The organism is Flavobacterium aquidurense, assembly GCF_002217195.1.
In the GTDB taxonomy this organism is placed as follows: domain Bacteria; phylum Bacteroidota; class Bacteroidia; order Flavobacteriales; family Flavobacteriaceae; genus Flavobacterium; species Flavobacterium frigidimaris.
In genome coordinates this window covers 107147-130134 of record NZ_MUGR01000009.1, presented here as the reverse complement: position 1 = coordinate 130134, position 22988 = coordinate 107147, and the positions used below count along the sequence as shown (strand labels likewise).

The 22988-nt window shown below is 35.5% G+C and carries 14 protein-coding genes; 11 read left to right on the top strand and 3 right to left on the bottom strand.

What is annotated here, in order from left to right; genetic code table 11:
- The first annotated feature begins 20 nt into the window (after nucleotides 1-20).
- The 5 genes from B0A67_RS05940 (at nucleotide 21) to B0A67_RS05920 (ending at nucleotide 5921) form a co-directional block, all read left to right on the top strand.
- Nucleotides 21-1553, top strand: coding sequence for a sialate O-acetylesterase (locus B0A67_RS05940; protein ID WP_072962399.1), 1533 nt, complete (start codon nucleotides 21-23; stop codon nucleotides 1551-1553).
- Nucleotide 1554: 1 nt separating this feature from the next.
- Nucleotides 1555-2625: a glycoside hydrolase family protein gene (locus B0A67_RS05935; protein ID WP_072962235.1), complete on the top strand. Its 1071-nt coding sequence runs from the start codon at nucleotides 1555-1557 to the stop codon at nucleotides 2623-2625.
- A 92-nt stretch (nucleotides 2626-2717) separates the two neighbouring features.
- On the top strand, nucleotides 2718-4001 hold the full coding sequence (locus tag B0A67_RS05930; protein WP_072962232.1) for a DUF4861 domain-containing protein: 1284 nt from the start codon (nucleotides 2718-2720) through the stop codon (nucleotides 3999-4001).
- Between the two features lie 96 nt (nucleotides 4002-4097).
- A complete protein-coding gene (locus B0A67_RS05925; RefSeq protein WP_072962229.1) occupies nucleotides 4098-5426 on the top strand; it encodes a rhamnogalacturonidase in 1329 nt (442 codons plus the stop codon).
- A gap of 318 nt (nucleotides 5427-5744) precedes the next feature.
- On the top strand, nucleotides 5745-5921 hold the full coding sequence (locus B0A67_RS05920; RefSeq protein WP_072962226.1) for a histone H1: 177 nt from the start codon (nucleotides 5745-5747) through the stop codon (nucleotides 5919-5921).
- Nucleotides 5922-6039: 118 nt separating this feature from the next.
- Here the strand turns inward: B0A67_RS05920 and B0A67_RS05915 are convergent, their stop codons facing one another.
- The gene (locus B0A67_RS05915; protein WP_072962223.1) at nucleotides 6040-7545 is read right to left on the bottom strand and encodes a rhamnogalacturonan acetylesterase; all 1506 of its coding nucleotides are present in this window, start codon (nucleotides 7543-7545) and stop codon (nucleotides 6040-6042) included.
- Nucleotides 7546-7966: 421 nt separating this feature from the next.
- Between B0A67_RS05915 and B0A67_RS05910 the strand changes: the two genes are divergently transcribed.
- The 3 genes from B0A67_RS05910 to B0A67_RS05900 all read left to right on the top strand — a co-directional run bounded on the left by B0A67_RS05910 (nucleotide 7967) and on the right by B0A67_RS05900 (nucleotide 15741).
- Entirely contained in the window at nucleotides 7967-11377 is a 3411-nt protein-coding gene (locus B0A67_RS05910) for a DUF4450 domain-containing protein (RefSeq protein WP_072962220.1), read from the top strand.
- A 121-nt stretch (nucleotides 11378-11498) separates the two neighbouring features.
- Nucleotides 11499-13625, top strand: a complete 2127-nt coding sequence (locus tag B0A67_RS05905; RefSeq protein ID WP_072962216.1) for a hypothetical protein — start codon at nucleotides 11499-11501, stop codon at nucleotides 13623-13625.
- 325 nt (nucleotides 13626-13950) lie between these two features.
- Entirely contained in the window at nucleotides 13951-15741 is a 1791-nt protein-coding gene (locus B0A67_RS05900; protein WP_455423285.1) for a rhamnogalacturonan lyase, read from the top strand.
- A gap of 96 nt (nucleotides 15742-15837) precedes the next feature.
- On the opposite strand, the gene B0A67_RS05895 is transcribed toward B0A67_RS05900, so the two are convergent.
- Entirely contained in the window at nucleotides 15838-18228 is a 2391-nt protein-coding gene (locus B0A67_RS05895) for an outer membrane beta-barrel family protein (protein ID WP_072962211.1), read from the bottom strand.
- 141 nt (nucleotides 18229-18369) lie between these two features.
- On the opposite strand from B0A67_RS05895, the gene B0A67_RS05890 reads away from it, so the two are divergent.
- Both B0A67_RS05890 and B0A67_RS05885 read left to right on the top strand, forming a co-directional pair.
- Nucleotides 18370-19392: a sensor histidine kinase gene (locus tag B0A67_RS05890; protein WP_072962395.1), complete on the top strand. Its 1023-nt coding sequence runs from the start codon at nucleotides 18370-18372 to the stop codon at nucleotides 19390-19392.
- The gene (locus B0A67_RS05885; protein WP_072962208.1) at nucleotides 19389-20078 is read left to right on the top strand and encodes a LytR/AlgR family response regulator transcription factor; all 690 of its coding nucleotides are present in this window, start codon (nucleotides 19389-19391) and stop codon (nucleotides 20076-20078) included. Before B0A67_RS05890 ends, B0A67_RS05885 begins: the two co-directional genes overlap by 4 nt.
- A gap of 426 nt (nucleotides 20079-20504) precedes the next feature.
- Here B0A67_RS05885 and B0A67_RS05880 read toward each other — a convergent pair whose 3' ends face one another.
- Entirely contained in the window at nucleotides 20505-21545 is a 1041-nt protein-coding gene (locus B0A67_RS05880; RefSeq protein ID WP_072962205.1) for a GntR family transcriptional regulator, read from the bottom strand.
- A 390-nt stretch (nucleotides 21546-21935) separates the two neighbouring features.
- Between B0A67_RS05880 and rhaT the strand changes: the two genes are divergently transcribed.
- Nucleotides 21936-22985, top strand: a complete 1050-nt coding sequence (rhaT, locus tag B0A67_RS05875) for an L-rhamnose/proton symporter RhaT (RefSeq protein ID WP_072962202.1) — start codon at nucleotides 21936-21938, stop codon at nucleotides 22983-22985.
- The last annotated feature ends 3 nt before the right edge of the window (nucleotides 22986-22988 follow it).

The following is a 22988-nucleotide window of genomic DNA, read 5'->3' as shown; positions in this document are numbered from 1 at the left end:
TAGTATTTAAAAATATAGCAATGATTTATTTAAAAAGATTTCTTTTATTTTTATTTGTTTTAAGTGCAATTTCATCACTATCAGCACAAGTAAGACTTCCAGCTCTTGTAGGGGATAATATGGTTTTGCAGCAAAATACAAAAGTTAATTTATGGGGATGGGCCTCTGCAAACGAAAAAATATCGATCCAGTTAGGATGGGATAATCTTCCTATAGAAATCAGCGCCGATGCTAATGGAAATTGGAAAACAGCAGTAGATACGCCTCTGGGCAGTGAAAAAACATACGATATTACGATTAATGCAGCCAATACTATTGTACTTAAAAATGTTTTAATTGGCGAGGTATGGCTTTGTTCGGGGCAGTCCAATATGTTTTTTCCTGTTGGAAGAGAAGATAAAACCTGGAAAACCGGAGTTAAAAACTATGAACAAGAAGTCAAAAATGCTTCTTTTCCTAGTATCAGATTATTTACCGTTGCTATAAATGCATCGCAAACTCCACTTGAGGATGTGACAGGAAGCTGGAGAATCTGTACCCCTGAAAGCATTCAGACATTTTCTGGTGTAGCCTATTTCTTTGGCAGGGATTTATATCAAAAATTAAAAGTACCCATTGGGTTAATCTCCACTTCATGGGGAGGAACAAAAGCAGAAGCATGGACAGCTCAAAGTGTTTTAGAACAAGATGTTGCCTTTTTGCCGATTCTTCAGCAAGATGCAAAAAATGAAAAGTTATATCAGGAAAAACTCGAAACGTATTATTTAAATCTGATAAATGAACGAATTGCAAGTGCAGAAAATGCTGCAAAAGGACAATTGAAAAAACCGAAGAAAGAACTCAACAAAACCTCTTACGTTTTATACAATGCGATGCTTCATCCTATAGTAAATTATACTATAAAAGGGGCAATATGGTATCAGGGAGAAAGCAATTCGGGAAAAGCGTATTTGTACAGAAGCTTATTTCCAGCTATGGTAAAAAGCTGGAGAGAAGAATGGAAGCAAGGCGATTTTCCGTTTTATTATGTTCAGATTACACCTCATAAAGGACAAAATGCCGAAATCCGTGAAGCGCAGCTAATGGCCTTAAAAACAATCCCCAATAGCGCAATGGTTGTTACAACTGATGTTGGAGATGCCAATAATATTCACCCCATAGACAAACAAACCGTTGGGTACAGACTCTCTTTAATTGCTCGCGCTAAGACGTATGGTGAAAATAATCTGGTGTATTCAGGACCAATTTTTAATCATATGAAAATTAAAAAACAAAAAGTGCAATTGTTTTTTGATTACGCTGAGTCTGGCTTGAAGAAAAATGGCGAGACTTTAAAAGAATTTGAAATAGCAGGAGAAGATCAGGTTTTTTATCCTGCCGATGCCAAAATTGATGGGAAAACAATCGTAGTTTCTTCTTCAAAAGTAAAAGAACCTGTCGCCGTTCGTTTTGCATGGAAAGCAATTCCAGAACCTAATTTATTCAATAACGAAAACCTGCCGGCTTCTCCTTTTAGAACAGATGATTGGGTAATTAATTCAGAGAAAAAATAAAATGAATCGAAGAGAATTTATCATAGGAAATTCACTTGCTGTAGTTGGTTTGTGTTTACCCTTTTCGGTAGAAGCCGGAAATTTTATGGACGATCCAAAGCTTTCTGATTTCGAAAAAAGACTTCGACCGGTTGGACGCGCCTTAGAATTTGAGGATTATTATGTTTGGTGCAACAGTCCAATTGAAGGTCCTGATGGTAAAATTCATGTATTTTTTTCCAGATGGCCAAAGTCAAAAGGAATGAGTGGCTGGATCAATAGTTCTGAGATTGCTCATGCTGTTGCCCATAATCCAGAAGGTCCTTATGAATATGTCAGCACCATTTTAGCGCCGCGAGGTCTTGGTTTTTGGGATGCAACAACGTGTCATAATCCGAGTATTCATTTTGTAGATGGAAAATATGCTTTGTTTTTCATGGGGAATTCTAACGGAAAAATGAATACCAAACGTATCGGGTTAGCCACTGCGGACTCTCTTTACGGACCTTGGGAAAGACCGGATCAGCCTTTATTGCTTCCCGGAGAAGAAGGCTCGTGGGATGATCTTCTAACAACAAATCCTTCGTTTTTGAAACATCCAAATGGTGAATACTGGCTGTACTATAAATCATTGGATACAGAAAATTACGAGCATCCAAAATTTCCTGTAAAAGGCAATAGAAAGTACGGATTGGCAATATCGAAATCGCTGCATGGACCTTATATAAAATACGAAGATAATCCCGTAATTGATTTCTCTAAATTAGGAGATAACAAACAATGCGAAGATGCTTTTGTGTGGTATGAAAATAAGAAATTCAAAATGCTGGCAAGAGATATGGGGGTTTATGGTATCGATTACGGTTTGTATATGGATTCTGATGATGGAAAGTACTGGAGCGATCCGAAAATTGCCTATCAGCCACTGAGTAAATATATCAAACAGCCCGAAGCCCCGAAACACCTTAATCGTTATGGAAGGGTAGAGCGTCCGCAATTATTGTTTCAAAACGCAAAAGCAACTTATCTGTTTACCGCTTCACAAGGGGGGAAATATGAAACCGCTTCAGCATTTATTTTTAAAATAGTATAAAAAAATAGATCATTTGTCAATAGTTATTCCCTTGCGAGAGATTGTCCCTTTAGATTAATAATTAAATTGTCTTGAAATAAAAGTAATAAAAAATGAAGAATATCATTAAATCCTGTGTCCCAATTGTATTTTCAATATTGATTTTTGCGGGCTGTAATGGACAGAAAAAAGAAAAGAATATTATTCTAAAAAACACCTCTAATTTAGAGTTGTACCAAAAAGCAATTTCGATCAAAAGAACGGAACTCGCTATAAAAGATGCCACGTCTAATTTTCCTATTCTGATCAGTAAAAAGGATACCATTGCTGCTCAGGTCAACGATTTGGATGGAGACGGAAAATGGGATGAATTATTTTTTGTAACTGATTTTGCTCCAAATCAAAGCAAGATACTAGAACTTAAATGGTCTGAAACAGATCCTAAATTCGCGATAAAAACAAGTGTGCGATTCGGGAAAAGAGAAGGGGAAAAACTGCCTGTACATCCAGCTACAGAAGAGGTTTTAATGGCCAATCAGGTACATAAAAAATTAGGATATCAAAAATATCAAACCGACGGACCGACCTGGGAAAATGATAAAGTGGGCTTCAGGCATTATTTAGATGGAAGAAATTCAAAAGATGTATTCGGGAAAAAAATACCTGCCATCACTCCCGAAGATGTTGGGATTAACAGCAAAGGCGCTGTTGAAGATAATTATCACGTAATGTACGATTGGGGACGAGATATTTTTCCTGTTGGGAATTCTGCCGGTCTTGGAGGTTTTGCTTTAATGGTTAATAATGAAATCAGCAGACTAGGCATTCTTGCTAATGATACTCTAAATAATATCGAAAAGACAACCTTTAAAATTCTCAGCGAAGGTCCCGTAAATTCTATTTTAAGTTATACTTACCAAAACTGGGAAGCTTCAGGTAGCAGCTACCAGGCGCAGGAAACAACATCAATCTGGCCGGGAATGTACGGTTATAAAAACACGATTTCCCTCAATGGTTTAAAAGGAAACGAAACACTATTAGTTGCATTTTCTAACCTGAACAATCAAAATCCTTTGCAGGTAATTGACACCGGAGATTTTGTGTGTTTCATACAACATGATAAATTGACCTACGAACGCCAGTGGATTTTAGGAACTGCTGTAATTGTACCAAAAGACGTTTATAAAGGTTATATCGAAGTGCCAAAAACAGGACAATTAACAGATTCTTATTTGATAAAACTAGCGGTAAAGAACAATCAGAAAGTGAGTTATTACCCCATAGCAGCATGGGAATTGAGCGCAGACAAGAATTTTAAGGATTCAGCACATTTTACCAATTACGTGACAAGGCTGGCTAAACAGCTTTCGGCTAAAATTAAAATTGAGGTAAGGTAAACAAGTAAGGCAATCTAGGTCTGGAGTTTAAATTTTTTTGGAAACGTAAATAAGAGGCATTATGCAAAAACATAAATTACATTAACACAAAACACAATGAAAAATATTTATAAAATTTTAATCTGTATCATTGGATTCTCGCAAGCGTCATTTTCACAGAATTATGCAAACGATAAATTTCCAGACGGAACAGCCATTACAAATTGGTTTAAGGATTACTCTAAAATTCAATTAAAAGATTTAGGTAAAAAATATACCATTACAGATTTTGGAGTAGAGAAAGACAGTACCAAAATCCAAACCGTCGGTATTCAGAAAGTAATTGATAAAGCCGCTGCAAACGGTGGAGGAGTTATTGTGATTCCTAAAGGGGTTTTCCTGAGTGGCGCTTTATTTTTTAAACCTAAAACCAGTTTATATGTTTCTGAAGGCGGTGTATTGAAAGGTTCTGATAATATTGCGGATTTTCCAATTATGCCCTCGAGAATGGAAGGTCAGAATTTGGATTATTTTCCGGCTTTAGTCAACGCGTATGGAGTTGATCATTTTTCGATCTCCGGAAAAGGAACCATCAACGGAAATGGTAAAAAATATTGGGAAGCTTTTTGGGAACGTCGCAAAGAAAATCCAAAATGTACCAACCTCGAAGTATCAAGACCAAGGCTAGTTTTTGTCTGGAACTCCAATAATGTGCAGCTTCAGGATGTAAAACTGATTAATTCAGGTTTTTGGACCAATCATTTTTATAAATGCAATAATGTAAAACTGCTTGATCTTTATATATTTTCCCCGCATCTTGGTGTGAAAGCCCCAAGTACAGATGCTATAGACATTGATATTTGCACCAATTTTCTGGTAAAAGGGTGTTATTTGTCTGTAAACGATGATGCAATTGCTTTAAAGGGAGGAAAAGGACCTTATGCAGATCAGGATAAAAACAACGGACCCAACAACAATATTATTATCGAAGATTGTACTTTCGGATTTTGCCATTCTGCTCTGACAAACGGAAGCGAATCCATTCATAACCGCAACGTGATTATGCGCAATTGCAAAATCGATGGCGCTTCGAGATTGTTATGGCTAAAAATGAGACCCGATACGCCACAGCGCTATGAGTATATCAGAGTGGAAGATATAAAAGGAGAAGCTAAAACCGGTCTTGCTATTTTTGCCTGGAAACAATTTTTTGATTTAAAAGGACGTCCGGATGTACCACTATCTTATGGAGATCATATTACCCTCAAAAACATCGACCTTAAATGTGACACCTTTTATGGTGTAGAAAACGATCCCAATGTTCGTCTTTCCAATTTTACATTTGAAAATTTAAAAATAGAATCCGTTAAAACCAATATTGATAAAAGCATAATAAACGGCGTTAATTTTAAAAATGTTTATATAAATAAACAGTTAGTAGATTGATTTTTATCCATATTCTCAATTTGTTTGGGTCAGTTTTACGTCAAAAGGTTAAAATTTCAGTCAGTTTTTTGTGATTTAATGAAAAAAAAAATTTTTTTTTTCAATAGCTGTTTAGCGCTTGCAAAAGCAGATTATTTTATTATTTCGCTAATAAGTATTTGATTAGTAAGGTATTGGTTCTTCTGGGGAAAAGAGAAAAAAGTAGGGTAAATTTAATGTTAAATTAAAGTCTGAAAATCAGTGATAATTTTAACGTGAAATATGTTGTATCTATCATACAAACTTTTATTTTTGCGCCTTAATTTAATACTTATAAGCATGAAAGATCTATTAGGAAAAATCCACGCCGAAATTGAAACATTTAAAACAGAAGCTGAATCTTTGACAGAAAAAGGTGTTAAAGCTGCTGGAGCAAGAGCTCGTAAATCTACTTTAGAAATTGAAAAACTTTTAAAAGAGTTTAGAAAAGTTTCTATCGAAGAATCAAAAAAATAATATTTTTTATTCAAAATAAAACCTCGTTTAATTAATTTTAAACGAGGTTTTTTGTTTTGTTGTCTTATCCTGAAAAAGATAGATCCTGATTTAAATTCACAAAGCTTTCTAATTAGTATTACTTTGGCAATTCAATATAATCTTTAAGTCCGCATTCTTTTAGTTTTTTAATGCTCTGAGCAACAGTTAATGCATTCAGGACTGCGCCTTCTAAGTTGGTATGAGTGTGATCTTTCGGAAAAAAAACATTTACTTTCTCTTTTCCTAAAGCTTCATATTTAAGCGCAACAATTTCATTTAGGTCAGTATAAAACACATTTTCTTTCTCAGCTACTTCTTTTGACCATTTTGTGTAAGTATCCTCTCTGCGTTCTACTTTATTATTTGGCCATTCGTTTCGTGGTGTCTGACTCAAAACAATCGGGATAGCGCCTTTTTGCTTTGCCTCGCGAATGAATTTTGTCATATACCAGCCAAAAGTATGTACCATTTCTTTTGAGCCATCAGCAAGAACTACTTCCTGAGTTTCGTCCCCCGTTCCTTTTAATGAACCCCTGAATTTTTCTTTATCAATCGCACCGGCATCATTATGTCCAAACTGAATCAGTATATAATTTCCGGGCTGCAATTGATTTTTAACTTCATTCCAAAGCCCCTCATGATCAAAAGTTCTGGTGCTTCGGCCGCCTCTGGCTTTATTAATAACTTCGATTCTTGTAGTATCACAATAAGCAGGAAAAGAAACTCCCCAGCCCACAGCATTCAAATCATTGTTATTGGCCATAGTAGAGTCCCCAATTAAATACACTTTTTTCTTCTCAGGAAGTGTGATTTTGGGGTCTTTTAGAATGTAATTTTTTAAAGAGTTTGTACTCTTTTGTAATTGATTGATAATTATCGAAGCTGAAAGTACGGCCCCTTTTGCTGATGTATGGGTATGGTCTTTTTTATAAAAGTAAGTTCCGGTGACTTTATTTTCGCCCAACTTTTCCATTTCAATGGCCATTTGATCATTCAAGTCGATAAATGTTACTTTCTCTTTCTCAGCAATCTGTTTGGCCCATAATCCGTATGATTTGTTATTGCGAGGTACTTTGCCTTCCTTCCAGTCGTTTCTGGGAATTGGAGAACAAACAATCGGAATAGCTCCTTTTAATTTTGCTTCGCGAACAACTTTCTGAATATACCAGCCGTAACTGTGAACCGTTTCATGTTTCTTGGTCATGATATTGTCAATTTCCTGAGATTCGCCTCCAATGCCTTTAATTGTTCCGCGCGCTCGAAGACTATCATTTAAAGGACCATCGTCATTATGCCCAAATTGAATCAGAACATAATCACCTTTTTTAAGTTTATTTAAAACGGCATTCCATAATCCTTTATCCTGAAAAGTACGACTGCTTGTACCTCCTAAAGCATGATTTTCAATTGTAACTTTGGTAGTATCCAGAAACTGTCCAATATAATCTCCCCAGTCCCAAAGTCCACCTGAACCGTCGCCTTTGCCATTTTTCACAGTCGAATCACCCACCATAAAAACAGTGGGCTTGTTGTCTTGTTTTAATGTGAAGTTAAAAAAGAGAATACTTAATATAAGGATTGAAATTATTTTAATTGATTTCATGCAATATGATATTTTATTTTAAAAGTAAACCAGCTTTCTCAAGAAGCTTCGGGACGCTCAGTATGATACCGGATATAATAAGAACTTGATGTCAGGCTGAGTGAAGTCGAAGCCGCTCTCAACGAAAAACCTGAAACCTGAAATCACAAAATCTACAAGTGCATGTATTACGATTCTGTTTTTAGCATCATAGTTAATTTGATGTTATTTCAAAACTAGGAGTTCTATTTTTATATAGTATCCTGTACTATGATGTTAAAATATTGAAATATTGAAAATTATTATATTGTAGAAATCAGGTAGGTACAGGATACTATACCACTAAAAAACAAAGAAATTGCATCTGCATTAGGGAATTAATAAAATTAGACCAAAATAATTCTCTTATTCGAATTTAGGAATAATTCATTTTTACAGCTTTATGAAAATTAAAAAGTACTCTATTCAAACTTTGATCGGCTTATTTTTTTTATGTTCAGCGGTATCGTTTGGACAGGAAAATAAAGCGTCGCGTAAGATACATTACGCGCCTGAAGGAAATAGTTTTGTTCTGAAAAATGGAACCCGAAAATTCAATCGTGCCTTGTATGGTTCCAATACAGGATTTAGGGTTGAGACTGGAGATCTGCCTGAATTTGCCATGTATATGCCGGGAATGGGAGGCAATTTTAAGCTGGGTTTACAAAATGGAAAAGAAAGTAAATGGATAACTGAAGCCGCTAAAATTGATACGCGTTACATTTTAGGAACTATGCAGTATACAATCGAAGATCCAATTTTAGGAAACGGAAAGTTGTTTGTAAATGTGGTGGCATTAAAAGAAAGTGAAGGTTTTATTGTAAAAGTATACGGCAAAAATACTCCCAAAGACACTAATGTTATATGGGCTTTTGGAGGCGCAACGGGTAAAAAATTCAGTCGCGACGGAGATATCGGTGCTGATCCGGAATCAGTTTTTTATTTGCAGCCCGACTATTGTATCAATAATAAGTACAGCATAAAAAAGCATTCATTTTTATTGGAATATGGTTCTGAAAGTAACAAACAGAAAACCGGAAATAATAAGGCTGTTACGGGTTTCTTCCCCGAATCACTTACACATTTAGCCAATGCGAAGATGCAAAATACCCCATTAGCACTTTTTGATTCGACTGCGGAAACATTGACTCTTATTACCGGAAAAATAAAATCTATTGCTGAAAAAGGAGATTATTGGTTGTTTCTTACTGAAGATCCTAAAACAAATTACACTCAAAAAAGTATAGCTCAACTTTATACAAAATCAATTCAGCAAACGCAGCTTTTGGCTGGCAGAGTCAAGGTGTCGACACCGGATCCTTATATCAATACTTTAGGATCTGCACTTGCAATCGCAGCAGACGGAATTTGGGAAAGTCCTGCTTATCTTCATGGTGCTATTGCCTGGAGAATGTATTTAAATGCCTGGCGCGGTGCTTATACTGCTGATCCTTTAGGCTGGCATGATCGGGCAAAAACACATTTTACCAGTTACAGCAATTCGCAGGTTACAAGTCCTGAAAGTGGTCCGATTGTATTGGATGAAGAAAGAAATTTAGCACGTCAGAAAGAAGAATTAGGAACGTCTATGTTCAGCAGCGGCTACATCAGCAGAAGCCCGAATAAAAATAATGTAGCCCACCATTATGATATGAATTTGGTTTTTATAGATCAAATGCTCAGACATTTTAAATGGACGGGAGATACTTCTTTCATAAAAGAAATGTGGCCAACAATACAGCGGCATCTAAACTGGGAAAAAAGAAATTTCGATCCTGATGGTGATGGATTATATGATGCATACGCGTCGATTTGGGCAAGTGATGCTTTGCAATACAGCGGAGGCGGAGTCATTCATTCTTCGGCTTATAATTATTATGCGAATAAAACCGTAGCTCAGATTGCAAAGAAAATACAGGAGGAAGAAAATCCATTTACCAAAGAAGCAGATAAAATTCTAAAAGCCACAAACAGCCAGCTTTGGATCGCCAATAAGGGGATTTTTGCCGAATTTAAAGATGCTTTAGGAAACAGATTATTACATGATTCGCCCGGAATCTGGAGCATTTATCACACGATAGATTCAGAATTATCAAATCCATTTGAGAGTTATCAAATGTTAGAGTATGTCAATAATGAGATTCCGCATATACCAATTTCTGCCGAAGGATTAGACAAAAAAGACCTTTATGTAATTAGTACCACCAACTGGCAGCCTTATACATGGTCGACAAATAATGTGGCTTTAGCAGAACAATTGCATACATCACTGGCTTTCTGGCAAGGCGGACAATCAGAAAAAGCTTTTAAAATGTGGGAAAGTGCTTTGGTAGAAAGTATGTATTTAGGTGCTTCTCCCGGGGGATTTGAACAATTGCTTTATCAGGATGCCATGCGTGGCGAATTGTATCGGGATTTTGCAGACCCAATTGGTATGGCTTCAAGAACTTTGGTGGAAGGACTTTTTGGAATTCAGCCCGATGCGTTGGCCGGAGTTTTGACCATTCAGCCCGGTTTTCCCGAAAAATGGAATCAGGCTTCTCTGGAAATTCCAGATGTTTCAATCGATTTTACAAGAGATAGTAAAGAAGAGAAATACAGTATCAAAAATAAGTTTTCGGCTCAAATGAGTTTAAAGCTGGTTCTTAAAACTGAACTGGAGGCTATAGAAAATATTACTGTGAATGGAAAATCAGTTTCGTGGAAAGTAGTTCCAGAGAGCATCGGAAATCCAAAAATAAGTATCGAAGTTCCATATAATGCTATTTATGACATTACAATAAAATCAAAAGGAGCGTCTTTGGAAGAAGTTAAAACGAAAGAAATTTATGCATTAAACGAAATGCTTAATTTGAAAACGTCTAAAGCTAAAATAATTTCAGTTTATGATCCGCAATCCGTTTTAAGTGAAATTTCAAAAACAGAGTATTCGCTCAAGGCAAAAGTGAATTTGGCGGGCAATAAACTCTTTTTTGTAGAATTGAAACAAGGGGAATTATCCTGGTGGAAACCCATTCATGTAAATGTAAAGTCAGAGACTCAATCTAACGAAACAGTAACAAACTGGGATGCTCAGATAGACAAGTCAAAACGAATAGAAACAATCCCGCTTACGTCATTTTTTAATGCGAAAGTGGTTGATATCTTCAATTATGAATATTTGTCACCAAGACCGCAAACAGTAACATTACAGCTTCCGAAACAAGGAATTGGCAATTGGTGTTATCCCAATATTTCCGTAAAAATAGACGATAAAGGATTACGCGAAAAAGCAAAAGGCAATGGGCAGATTACAACGCCAAACGGAGTTCCGTTTCAAACGCCTTCTGATGAAAAACTAAACAATATTATTTTCACATCGATGTGGGATAATTTTCCGGAAAATATCAATATTCCGCTAAACGGAAAAGCGTCACATGCGTATTTCATGCTCGCAGGAACAACAAATCCAATGCAAAGCCGAATTGTAAACGGAGAAATTATCGTGCATTATACCGATGGAACATCCGAAACTTTATCCCTGAGAAATCCAGAAAACTGGTGGCCCATCGAGCAGGATTATTTTATTGATGGTTTAGCCTTTACAACCGATGCCCCAAAACCGCCGAGAATTTATTTTAAAACAGGAGAAATTTCAAGAGATTTTGCGGCTTTCAAAAGCATAAAAGGATTCACTAGTTATGGAGTTGATGGCGGTGCAGGAACGATTTTAGATTTACCATTAGATAAAAATAAAACATTAAAAAACATGACTTTAAGAACTATTGCCAATGATGTGGTGATTGGTTTGATGAGTTTGACTTTAATTAGATAATGAGTCAATTAGAGAATGTGAAATGCCAAGCTTTTTCAAAGTTTTAAACTTTGACAAAGCTAACCTGAAACCTGAAACCTGAAACCTGAAACCTGAAACCTGAAACTATAAATTTAACCAAATGAAAAAATATCAATTAATTATCGCTTTTCTGTTTTCAATATCCATTTTTGCCCAACAGAAAATAGACAGAAAAGCATTAGTAACAAGACATAATGTTCAAATAACAGCTATCGATACTTTGACTTCGCTGACTGTGGGAAACGGTGCTTTTGCCTTTACTGTTGATGCCACGGGATTGCAGACTTTTCCTAAAAAATATGAAAACGGAATTCCGTTAGGAACCCAGTCAGAATGGGGCTGGGACAGCTATAAGAATACCAATAATTATAAATTCTCAGAAACGCTAAGAGATTACAAACAGTATGGGAGAGATATTTCATATACCGTTCAGATCAAAGAGCCAAAGCGAAGAGTAGAAGCAGTAAACTGGTTTCGTCAGAATCCGCATTTATTGCAATTGGGGAATCTAGGTTTTGAAATTACCAAAAAAGACGGAAGTATTGCAAAACCTGAAGACATCAAAGCTATTGCTCAAAAGTTAAATCTTTGGACAGGAGAAATCGAAAGTTATTTTGAAGTAGAGGGAATGCCTGTAACGGTTTTAACTGTTTCGCATCAGCAAAAAGATGCGATTGGAGTAAAAGTCAAATCAGATTTATTAACACAAAAACGTTTAAAAATCAGTTTGAGAATTCCGTTTCCAACAGGAGATTGGGCGGATATGGGGACTAAATGGGAAGGGAAACAGGATTATAAAAGTATATTGATTGAAAAATCAAAAACAGAAGCGATTGTAACACATGTAATGGACAGTATCTCCTACAATGTCAATTTAAGCTGGAAAGGAAATGCGCAGATAAAAAAGACTTCTGACCATTATTTTGTAGTTGAAGCATCTAATACCAATACGTTAGAATTAAGCTGTCTTTTTGGTTTAGCAGATAAAAAAATACCTAATTCTTCTTTTACAGATATTCAAAATAGTAGTATAAAAGGTTGGGAGCAATTCTGGAAAAGTGGTGCCGCAGTAGATTTTGCAGGAAGTACAGATCCCAGGGCAAAAGAGCTGGAGCGAAGAGTAATCCTGTCCCAGTATCTTACCAAGGTGCAATGTACCGGAAAAGTGCCGCCTCAGGAAACGGGTTTAACCTATAATAGCTGGTACGGAAAGCCGCATTTGGAAATGCATTGGTGGCATGGCGTTCATTTTGCACTTTGGAACCGACCTGAATTATTAGAAAAAAGTCTTCCCTGGTATCAAAAGGTTTTTGATAAAGCAAAGAACATAGCAAAAAGGCAAGGTTTTGAAGGAGCAAGATGGCAAAAAATGGTTGATGCAGACGGGAACGAAAGTCCCTCTTCCGTGGGGTCATTTTTGATTTGGCAGCAGCCTCATTTTATTACATATGCTGAACTGATTTATCGTGCCAAACCCACTACAGCAACTTTAAATTTATACAGCGAACGTGTTTTCGCAACAGCTGATTTTATGGCTTCTTTTGCCAATTACGACAGTAAAACAGATCGTTATGTTTTAGGACCGGGCGTTATTCCGGCTCAGGAACGTTTTAAAGCAATGGAAACTTTCAATCCAACCTATGAATTGGCGTATTGGAACTGGGCTTTGAAAACTGCAATCAACTGGAAGAAAAAATTAAACCAGAAAGTACCAGAAAAATGGGAAGCAGTCTTATCAAAATTATCCCCATTACCAATTTTAGATCAGGTATATCTGGCTACAGAAAGTGCAAAAGACTCCTATACCAATCCGGAATTCAAAACAGATCACCCATCGGTATTAGGAACTTTTGGTATGCTTCCGGAAACATCACTTTTAGATAAAAAAATCATGAAAAATACTTTTGATCTGGTTTGGAAAACGTGGTCCTGGGATAAAACCTGGGGATGGGATTTCCCGATGACGGCAATGTCGGCAGCACGTTTACAAATGCCAGAAAAAGCTGTTGATGCTTTATTTATGAATGTAACAACGAATACCTACTTAAAAAACGGACACAATTATCAGGCAGAAAGACTAACACTTTATCTTCCTGGAAATGGAGGATTGTTAACTGCCGTTGCGATGATGTGTGCCGGTTGGGATGGAAGCACAGAACAAAATCCTGGTTTCCCGAAAGACGGAACCTGGAAAGTACAAAGCGAAGGATTTAAAAAGATGTTTTGATTTTTTTAGAGTTACTAAGTTGCTATCCAGAAGCTTCAGTACTGAGTTGCTAAGTTCTGGTTTGTTATTTCGAGGAACGAGAAATCACACTCGTAACTCGACAAAGATTGGCAACATCCTATAGATAATTTCTTGTATAATTTTTTTTCTAGAATTGACAAATCGATATAAAAATAAAAGCTTCGCGACTTTGCGTGATTAAAAAAATCAGTTCAAACCCGCGTCATCCGTGGACAATAAATAACGATAAACCATACGAATTATGAAGAATAAAATTTTACTATTATTTCTTTTGTCCACTGTTCTTTCCTTCGCTCAAAGGCAAATGGAAAATTTAGACCGTGGTGTAATTGCTGTAAAAGACAAAGGTCAGTTTTTTGTAGGATGGAGGGTTTTAGGAACGGATCCTGATGATCTGGGTTTTAATTTATATCGAAAAAGCGGCAATAAAAAAGCCGTTAAACTGAATGACAAGCCTATTTTGGGCGCTACTAATTTTGTAGACACCAAAGCCAATAGTAAAGAAGAAAATACGTGGTTTGTAAAACCGGTTCTGAAAGGAAAAGAAACGGAAATAAAAGGCAGCTTTACAATTCCTGCCCAAAGTCCCGATAAAGATTATTTAGCGATTAAGTTAAAACCCATTGATGGATATATCCCAAATGATCTTTCTGTAGGTGATTTAGACGGAGACGGAAGATACGATCTGATCGTGCACATGACAGGAAAGGCGCATGATAATTCGCATACCGGAATTAGTGATCCACCCATATTTCAGGCGTATACCTTAGATGGTAAATTTTTATGGCAGATCAATCTGGGAAAAAACATTCGAGAAGGAGCACATTATACACAGTTTATGGTCTATGATTTAGACGGAGACGGAATTTCGGAATTTGTTTGTAAAACGGCCGATGGCACAACAGACAGTCAGAATAATGTGGTTGGAGATCCCTCAAAAGACTGGGTAGAACGCGACCCGAATTCTCCGGTTTTTGGTAAAATTCTGAAAGGGCCTGAATATCTATCTGTTTTTGACGGAAGAACAGGAAAACTAATTACGACTACCGATTATATTGCGGAACGTGGCGATCTTGCCGGTTGGGGCGGACATGGCGGCAGCGGCGGAAATGATACTAAAGGAAACAGGATTGATCGTTTTACAGCCTGTATTGCGTATCTGGATGGTATTCATCCGAGCGTTGTCATGTGCCGAGGTTATTACGGAAGAACAGTTTTAGCGGCCTGGGATTTTAGAAATGGTAAACTCACTTCGAGATGGGTTTTTGATAGTAAAGATGCCGATAATCCATACTCGGGAATGGGTAATCACGGACTTACGGTTGCTGATGTGGATAACGACGGAAAAGATGAAATTATCTACGGATCGATGTGTGTGGATCATGACGGAAAAGGATTATATACCACAGGATTTAGACACGGAGATGCTTTGCATGTTTCTGATCTTGATCTTGATGTTCCGGGTTTAGAAGTTTTTGGAATTCACGAAATAGAAAACGGAACAACAGGTCCGGGAGTAACCTTGTTTTCAGCAGCTGACGGTAAAGTTTTATTTACAGGTTCTATAAACGAAGATGTTGGGCGAGGAGTTGCAGATAATATCGATCCAACCCGAAAAGGAGCACAATGCTGGTGGTCAGGATCTCCCCATTTGCACGATATGAAAGGCAACGAAATTGGAAAGGCTCCCACTTCAACTAATTTCTTAATTTATTGGGATGAAGATTCCTCCAGAGAATTGCTGAACTCTAATTATATCGATAAATACAATGTGGGAAGATTGTTTACTGCAACCGGAGCCGTGGCAAACAATGGTACAAAATCGACGCCGGCACTTTCTGCAGATATTCTGGGCGACTGGCGCGAAGAATTAATTTTAAGATCTGAAGATAATAGTGAATTACGAATTTACTCGACCACAATTCCAACCGAAATAAGACAATATACACTCATGCACGATCCACAATACAGGCTGAGTGTTGCCTGGCAAAATGTAGGCTATAATCAGCCTCCGCATACCAGTTTTTATATGGGAACGGGTATGAAACCTGCACCAAAACCCAATATTGTACTGGTTAAATTTCAGGAAAATTAGGCGTTAATTTAGAAATGATAGAATAATTAATCCAAAAAAAAGAGTCGCAAAGCCTGGTGTTTGCACTAATAACTTTGCGACCTTATTTTGATTACTTTAGTTTAATCTATTTCTCTCATCGTCATTCCCAAAGTTTCTTTCTTTAGATTTCATATTTTGATTGCCAAATTTATAACTCAATGAAATTCTGAAACCTCTGGTATCATTATAACTTTTTACATTAGTTTTAATTCCGTTAGAAGTATAGTCAATGAGTGGTTTTTGTGCGTTTAATAAATCTTCTCCAAGAATTGTAATAGACAGGTTTTTGTTCACAGTCAATAGTTTTACTGAGATATCTAAAATATTCAAAGTAGAAATATTAAAAATTTGATAGCGCCCGGGAAGCTGTAAACCATAATTCAGTCCAATAAATAATGTTTTCGAATTATTAATTGTAAAATCATTATTGCTGTAAATATATCCATTATACCCATCAATAGACGCGATGAAATCTGTTTTTGATTTTACGTTTTGGTAGTTAAGGTTAAATCCGGTAAAGCTGTTCCACCACGACCACTTATTGAAATTGTAAGAAGTCGAAAGTCCAATTTGATAGGTATTCGCATAGTTTAAAGGTGTGTTTCTGGTAATGTTTGTATTGGGATCGATGATCGATAATTCCTGTCCGAAATCTGAAACCTGAGAAAAATAAACAGAGTTTACCCATTTTTGGTTTCGGATAAACGAAAATTCAAAATTATCAATCAGGGAAGGTTTCAAATATGGATTTCCTTCAGAGTAATAATAAGGACTGGTTTTAATTACAAAAGGATTCAGATAGTCAAAATCAGGTCGGCGTATTCTTCGGCTGTAGTTTAGTGAAAGAGAATTGTTTTCATTTGCAGTATAAGTAACATAAGCTGTTGGAAATAACTTCATGTAATTATTTTTATTAGTCTGATTCAGATTTTCAGAGTAACCTTTAGTTTGTGTAGCTTCGATTCGTAAACCAATCTGTGTTTCCCATTTCGTATTTATTTTTTTACTTCCGGAGAAATACAACGCCTGATTGTATTCTTTATAATTAAAAACATTCGACTGATTGGTATTGAAAACCGGAATTCCTGTTTCGTTATCATAAACAACCAGATTATTGTCAGTATTATTATGAAAAGCTTTTGCTCCAAAAGTGATGTTGGCCCAGTCATATGGAAGGGAAATATCAATATTGGCCGAATAATTTTTGATTTTATTACGATTAGAATTTGTTGCAGAAAAGAAACTGTTAATAATACTATTTTTATTGCTGTCGAATTCATTTCCTGAAAAGAAACGATAATCATTTTTGTTATAGTCAAAGTAATCCATATCGACCGAAATATTTTTGCCTAAAGTGTCTAATACAAAAGAATTATGAAGATTAACGGCGTTCATTTTCGGATTATTATCAGCCGTAACATTTGACGCGATATAAGAATCAGCCATTGCGTTATCATTATTATATCGGGTCGTAAACGGATTATTTGATGCAGTTTTGTCTGTAAAACTTCCCAGATATTTAATTCCGGCACTCCATTTATTCGTTAATTTATAATCAACACCCAAACCCACACTCAATACATCGGCATTCGATTTGTTTTTTACATCTTGTTTCCAGGTTTCATCTTTATAAAAAATATTGCTTTCAGAACTCGTTAGATAGGTCTGTTTTCCTTTGCTTATAGAACTCTCTACAGAAAGATTATCGCGATTATAAGTAAATAATCCATTGATGTTTCCGCCTGCGTATGTTTTTTGTGTGTATGAAGTTCCAATATTGGCATTCCAGGAATTTGCTTTTGCAGTTTTTAATTTAATATTAATAAGTCCGCTGTTGCCCTCTGCATCATATTTGGCCGGAGGTGTTGTAATTACTTCGATGCTTTTGATATTATCTGAAGGAATCGATTTAAGAAATGCTGCCAAATCCTCTTGAGGCATTCTTTGCAAACGGTCATCGATCATAACCAGAATCTCTCCCTTGCCCACAATCGAAATAACTTCATTTTGAACCCTTACCGTTGGAGTCGCTTTTAAGGCATCTAAAGCTGTTCCGCCAGTAGCAGTCACCGAATTTTCTACATTAAAAACTAGTCGGTCCACTTTTTGTTCAACTAGTTTTTTTCTGGATTTTAACGTTACACCATCAAGTTGTACCGATTCCTTAATTTCAATGGTTCCCAGATCGATGTTTTGATTTATTGTAATTTCCTTGTTGAGATATTCTGTGCCAAATTGTTCCAATATCAAACGATAATTTCCTTTTTCGGCTTTTATAGAAAAAGTACCTAAACTATCGGTTGAAGTCTGTGCAATTAATTTTTTCTGATTGCCGAGTAAACTGCTGATTACAAATTCGAGAGTCTGTTTGTTTTGATTGGTAACTTTTCCTCTCAGTTCGTATTGTTGACCAAAAGAGTAAGTCTGATATAAAAGTACAAGTAATAAAAGGCTGATTTTTTTCATGGTTTTTAAATTAATTACAGTGCAAAACTGTGCTGAAAAAATCCCGAAAACTACTTTTATCGACAAACCCCCGTGATTAATCTACAAACCCGGCTTTGCACTTTTTTATGAATGTATATCTTTGAAAAAAATTACAAAAACATGTATAAAGGAACATTATCAAAAAGAGTAGAAGTACTTATTCATATCATATACTGGCTTTTGATGGGGTATTTTACATTTGTTAAAAATCTGGTATTAGCCAAAAACTTTATGCCGGATTTATTTCTTTCTACTTATATGATCGTATTTGTAATGACCTTTTACTTTCACTATTTTGTTGTAATGAAGCTGGTTTTCAAATCATTTCAGTGGAAACGTTTTTTTGCGGGAGTATTAGTTTCTTATTTCTTTTTTACTTTTTTACGATGGTTATTTGAACAAGTGATCACCAAAATAGTATTTAATAAGATAAATTATGTAAATCCAACTTTCCTTGGTTATATGGAGGATAACCTGCATTATAGCAGTATGTCTATTATCTTGAGTTCACTGCTTTGGTTTGTGATTTATTTTATTCGTTTGCTGGAGTACAATCAGATTATTCTGGAAGAGAATAAGAATACTGAAATCAAGTTCCTCAAAGCACAGATTAACCCGCATTTTATTTTCAATACCTTAAATAACATCTATTCGATGGTTTATTTCCAGTCTGATAAATCACTCACAGCAATCGAAAAGCTAAGCCAGATTATGCGTTTTACAACCTACGAATCGCAAAAAGAGAAGATTAAATTAGCAGATGAAATCGATTATATAAAAGCCTATATCGAACTCGAACAATTAAGGCATCAGGAAAGCACTTCTATTGATTTTAAAACAAAAGCAGAAAATTTTTCTGAAGAGATTCCGCCTTATATCTTATCTCCATTAGTAGAAAATGCTTTAAAACACGGCATCACTTCTCAACTCAAACCCATTGTCATTGATCTCATTTTAGAAGATAAAAAACTCAATTTTAAGGTAATAAATGAGATTGGAATTCAAAAGAAAGATAAGCTGGGGGGTATTGGACTGGAGAACCTAAAAAAGAGATTAGAAATTCATTATCCGCAAAAACATCAGATAAAATTAACGAATCAAAATAACCAGTTTACAGCTGAACTTGAAATAGATTTAAAATGAAAAAAATAAATTGTATCATATTAGACGACGAACCATTTGCTGTAAAATTGATGGCAGATTACGCCTCAAAAGTACCAAGACTGAATGTTTTATACGCAGATTCAGATGTTTTTAAGGCAATAGAAATTCTCAATACCCAAGTTGTTGACCTGGTTTTTATTGACATTCAGATGCCGCAATTAACAGGTATTGAACTAATGCAGATGTTCAATCAAAAACACAATTTTATCATCACATCTGCTTATCCGGATTATGCCCTTGATGTTTTTCAGTTTCATGTGATTGACTATTTGCTCAAACCAATCGTTTTTAATCGTTTTTACCAAAGCGTAGAAAAATTTATCCGTTGGCAGGAAACTTTTCAAAACCAACAAACCGAAGATTTCCTTTTTGTAAAAGCCGACAGAAAACATCATAAAATTGCCACAGAAAACATCCTTTATATCGAAGGACTCAAAGACTATATCAGAATTCATACAAAGGGCGAAAAAGTGATGGTTCTGGAGAACATGAAAGACATTCTGGAAAAACTTCCCATAAACCAGTTTGTGCGCATTCACCGCTCGTATATCATTCCAAAAAATAAAATAAAAATTATTGAGGGAAATCAAATACAATTAATAAGTGGAGAACAGCTGCCTATTGGCGAAACTTATAGAAAGTTAGTTAGCGATTGGTTGAGTTAGGCCTAGGATTAAAATGCTACGCAAATTTATAAGTTCTTCTTTCTAGATCTGTCATAATTGGGTAGAGCGGTTGGTAGTAGTTTCTTATCCTAATCTAAATATTAAAGCCATATTCTCTGACTTTGCGCAATTTTTTTGTTCTAATGAATCTTACATCTAATAAAATTCTCCCGGCTTTTCACTGTCAGTTTTCTAAGAAAAAAAAATAAATGAAAGAAGGTTATGTGATTCGAGATCAGACTTTGCTACATTTTATAACCCTAACAGGGCGCGTTCTAATAATACATAAGGAAGGTGATTTCTAAAATTAAAAAGAGACTCGAAAGTCCCTTTTTGTGTATTAATACGTCTTATAAATGATTATTTCCGAATTATAAAAAAAGAAAAAAAAACTTAGCGCCTTAGTGTCTTCGTGGCAAAAAAAAATTAAATAGAATTTCGATCAATAAAATTGAAAGGCACTTTTACATCTCCTTTTTCTTTATTCAGGATCATTCTGGCTGCGGTTTCGCCCATTACATTAAAATCAGTAGACATTACCGTTATGCCTAATAACTCTTTCAGTGGTGTATCATTATAAGAGATAACACCAATATCTTTTCCTAAAATAAACTCTTCATCGCGAATTTGTTTCATTAAATTCACCAAATCCGACTCTTCGATCGTGATAAACAAATCTCCTTTTTTAAGGATCATATCATCATAAACCTCACTGAGGATTTCAAAATTGATTTCGTGTTCGACACAAAACTTCTTAAAACCATGCAAGATTCTTCTAGGATAGGGGTAAACAGCCTTGTCAGGATATACTAAAATCAGTTTATTGTATTTGCTTATTTTCGAAAGCCCTTCTTTTAAGGCATTGTAGATATCATTCTCGAAATCCTGATAGATCTTGATGATTTCACCTTCCATTCCCAGTTTAATATTATCCATTAAAACCAGTTTTTCGTCCGGTATCGCCTGAATCGCTTTTGCTACTTCATTAGTAAAACTTAAATGCTTTAACTCATCGGTTTTAAAGTGGGTCGTAATCACATAATAATCATAAGCACCTTCAAATTTGTCTAATAAGTTTAGAAACAGCGTTTCGTCGCAATGATAAATGTGCAAATCAGTATGCGCATTTGCCCCAATTGTATTGATAAAGGAGTTGTATGTTTTCATTTTATAGGCGCTCAGTTTATTGAGGACAAACAAAATATTGACTTTAGATTCGAGTTTAGTTCGAGTAATATAGTATCCTTTGCCACGAATAGAGGATATTATTTTTCGCTCTTTCAGAATATTATAAGCCTTTTCCACTGTGTCTCTGGACATATAAAACTCTTCACTGAAGCTATTTATGGAGGGAATCTTTTGATTTATTTTTAAATTTCCGTTGGCTATATTTTGCAGGATCGAATCTACAATTTGCTTGTATTTAGGAACCCTGGAATCTTCATCTATTTTAATTAGTTTAATCATTTTGTATGGCTTATATATTAATCTATAACCTGCTGCAACATAATTGCTGAATTATGTCTGGCATTCAAAAGTTTCATCTAAAACATATAAATAAAGACCAGTCGGTAGTTTTCTCACAAAACCTCTGCAATTAAATAAGGCTTACTCTATGTTTTTGATGATTTATTTGTTTTTTGCAAATTGAGGATATAATAATTACGAAATCGATTGCTAAAATAGAAATTTTAAATTTATATTTCCAATATTATCAAGCTGTTCTTTGTAATAATCCTCAGATTTAACATAAATAACAAAAGTATAAAGGATAGTACAGGACAGTTTTCTTTTTTCTATTCTATTATTTTACAAAACCAAATTAACTATCACATCTAACCAAAAAACAAATTATTAATGGAATCATTATTAGGAATTATTTTTCATTCTATCGGAGGATTTTCTTCAGGTAGTTTTTATATGCCTTTTAAGAAAGTAAAGGATTGGGCCTGGGAAAGCTACTGGATTGTAGGTGGATTTTTCTCCTGGTTGATAGTACCGCCAATTGCTGCTTATTTAACGATTCCAAATTTTGTTGAAATAATTACAACAGCTGCGCCTTCAATAAAAGCCTTCACATTTACGATGGGACTGATCTGGGGAGTTGGTGGATTAACATATGGTTTAGGTGTTCGCTATTTAGGAATGTCATTAGGGAATTCTATTATCCTTGGATTCTGTTCTGCTTTTGGTGCTCTGGTTCCTTCTATTTATTATGATTTATATCCAACAGAAGGTAAAATTTCCTTTAGCGATATGTTGTCTAATCCAGGCGGGCAAATGGTTTTGGCAGGAGTAGCAGTTTGTCTTTTAGGTATTGCAATTTCCGGGAAAGCAGGGATTTTGAAAGAAAAGGATTTTGCCAGCGGGCACGAAGACAAAGACAAAGATTTTAGCTTGGTTAAAGGTTTGATTATAGCGGTTATCTCAGGTATTCTGAGTTCGTTTTTTAACTACGGAATCGAAGCTGGAAAACCAATGGCAGAAACAGCAGTAGATTACGGATGCAACCCTTTGTTTCAAAATAATGTTACCTATATCGTTTTGATGTGGGGCGGTCTGACTACCAATTTTATCTGGTGTATGTACCTTAATTTTAAAAATAGAACTTTCTCAGATTATACCAATAAAAACACACCAATTGCTAAAAATGTACTGTGGTCGGCAACGGCAGGAACCATGTGGTTTTTACAATTCTTCTTTTACGGAATGGGAGAGAGTAAACTTGGAAACGGTGCAAGTTCATGGATTCTGCATATGGCAACTATTATTCTGACGGCTAATCTTTGGGGATTTTATTTGAAGGAATGGAAAGGGGTTTCCCAAAGGACTTTCAGAACTTTTCTCTGGGGAATTGCATTAATTATGCTGTCGATTGTTTTGGTCGGAATTGGGAATTCATTATAAATA

Coding starts and splice junctions, on each gene's coding strand:
- B0A67_RS05890 (WP_072962395.1), top strand. CDS start 18,370: ATGTATAAAGGAACATTATCAAAAAGAGTAGAAGTACTTATTCATATC.
- B0A67_RS05910 (WP_072962220.1), top strand. CDS start 7,967: ATGAAAATTAAAAAGTACTCTATTCAAACTTTGATCGGCTTATTTTTT.
- B0A67_RS05880 (WP_072962205.1), bottom strand. CDS start 21,545: ATGATTAAACTAATTAAAATAGATGAAGATTCCAGGGTTCCTAAATAC.
- B0A67_RS05895 (WP_072962211.1), bottom strand. CDS start 18,228: ATGAAAAAAATCAGCCTTTTATTACTTGTACTTTTATATCAGACTTAC.
- B0A67_RS05915 (WP_072962223.1), bottom strand. CDS start 7,545: ATGAAATCAATTAAAATAATTTCAATCCTTATATTAAGTATTCTCTTT.
- B0A67_RS05885 (WP_072962208.1), top strand. CDS start 19,389: ATGAAAAAAATAAATTGTATCATATTAGACGACGAACCATTTGCTGTA.
- B0A67_RS05920 (WP_072962226.1), top strand. CDS start 5,745: ATGAAAGATCTATTAGGAAAAATCCACGCCGAAATTGAAACATTTAAA.
- B0A67_RS05930 (WP_072962232.1), top strand. CDS start 2,718: ATGAAGAATATCATTAAATCCTGTGTCCCAATTGTATTTTCAATATTG.
- B0A67_RS05900 (WP_455423285.1), top strand. CDS start 13,951: ATGGAAAATTTAGACCGTGGTGTAATTGCTGTAAAAGACAAAGGTCAG.
- B0A67_RS05940 (WP_072962399.1), top strand. CDS start 21: ATGATTTATTTAAAAAGATTTCTTTTATTTTTATTTGTTTTAAGTGCA.
- B0A67_RS05925 (WP_072962229.1), top strand. CDS start 4,098: ATGAAAAATATTTATAAAATTTTAATCTGTATCATTGGATTCTCGCAA.
- B0A67_RS05905 (WP_072962216.1), top strand. CDS start 11,499: ATGAAAAAATATCAATTAATTATCGCTTTTCTGTTTTCAATATCCATT.
- B0A67_RS05935 (WP_072962235.1), top strand. CDS start 1,555: ATGAATCGAAGAGAATTTATCATAGGAAATTCACTTGCTGTAGTTGGT.
- rhaT (WP_072962202.1), top strand. CDS start 21,936: ATGGAATCATTATTAGGAATTATTTTTCATTCTATCGGAGGATTTTCT.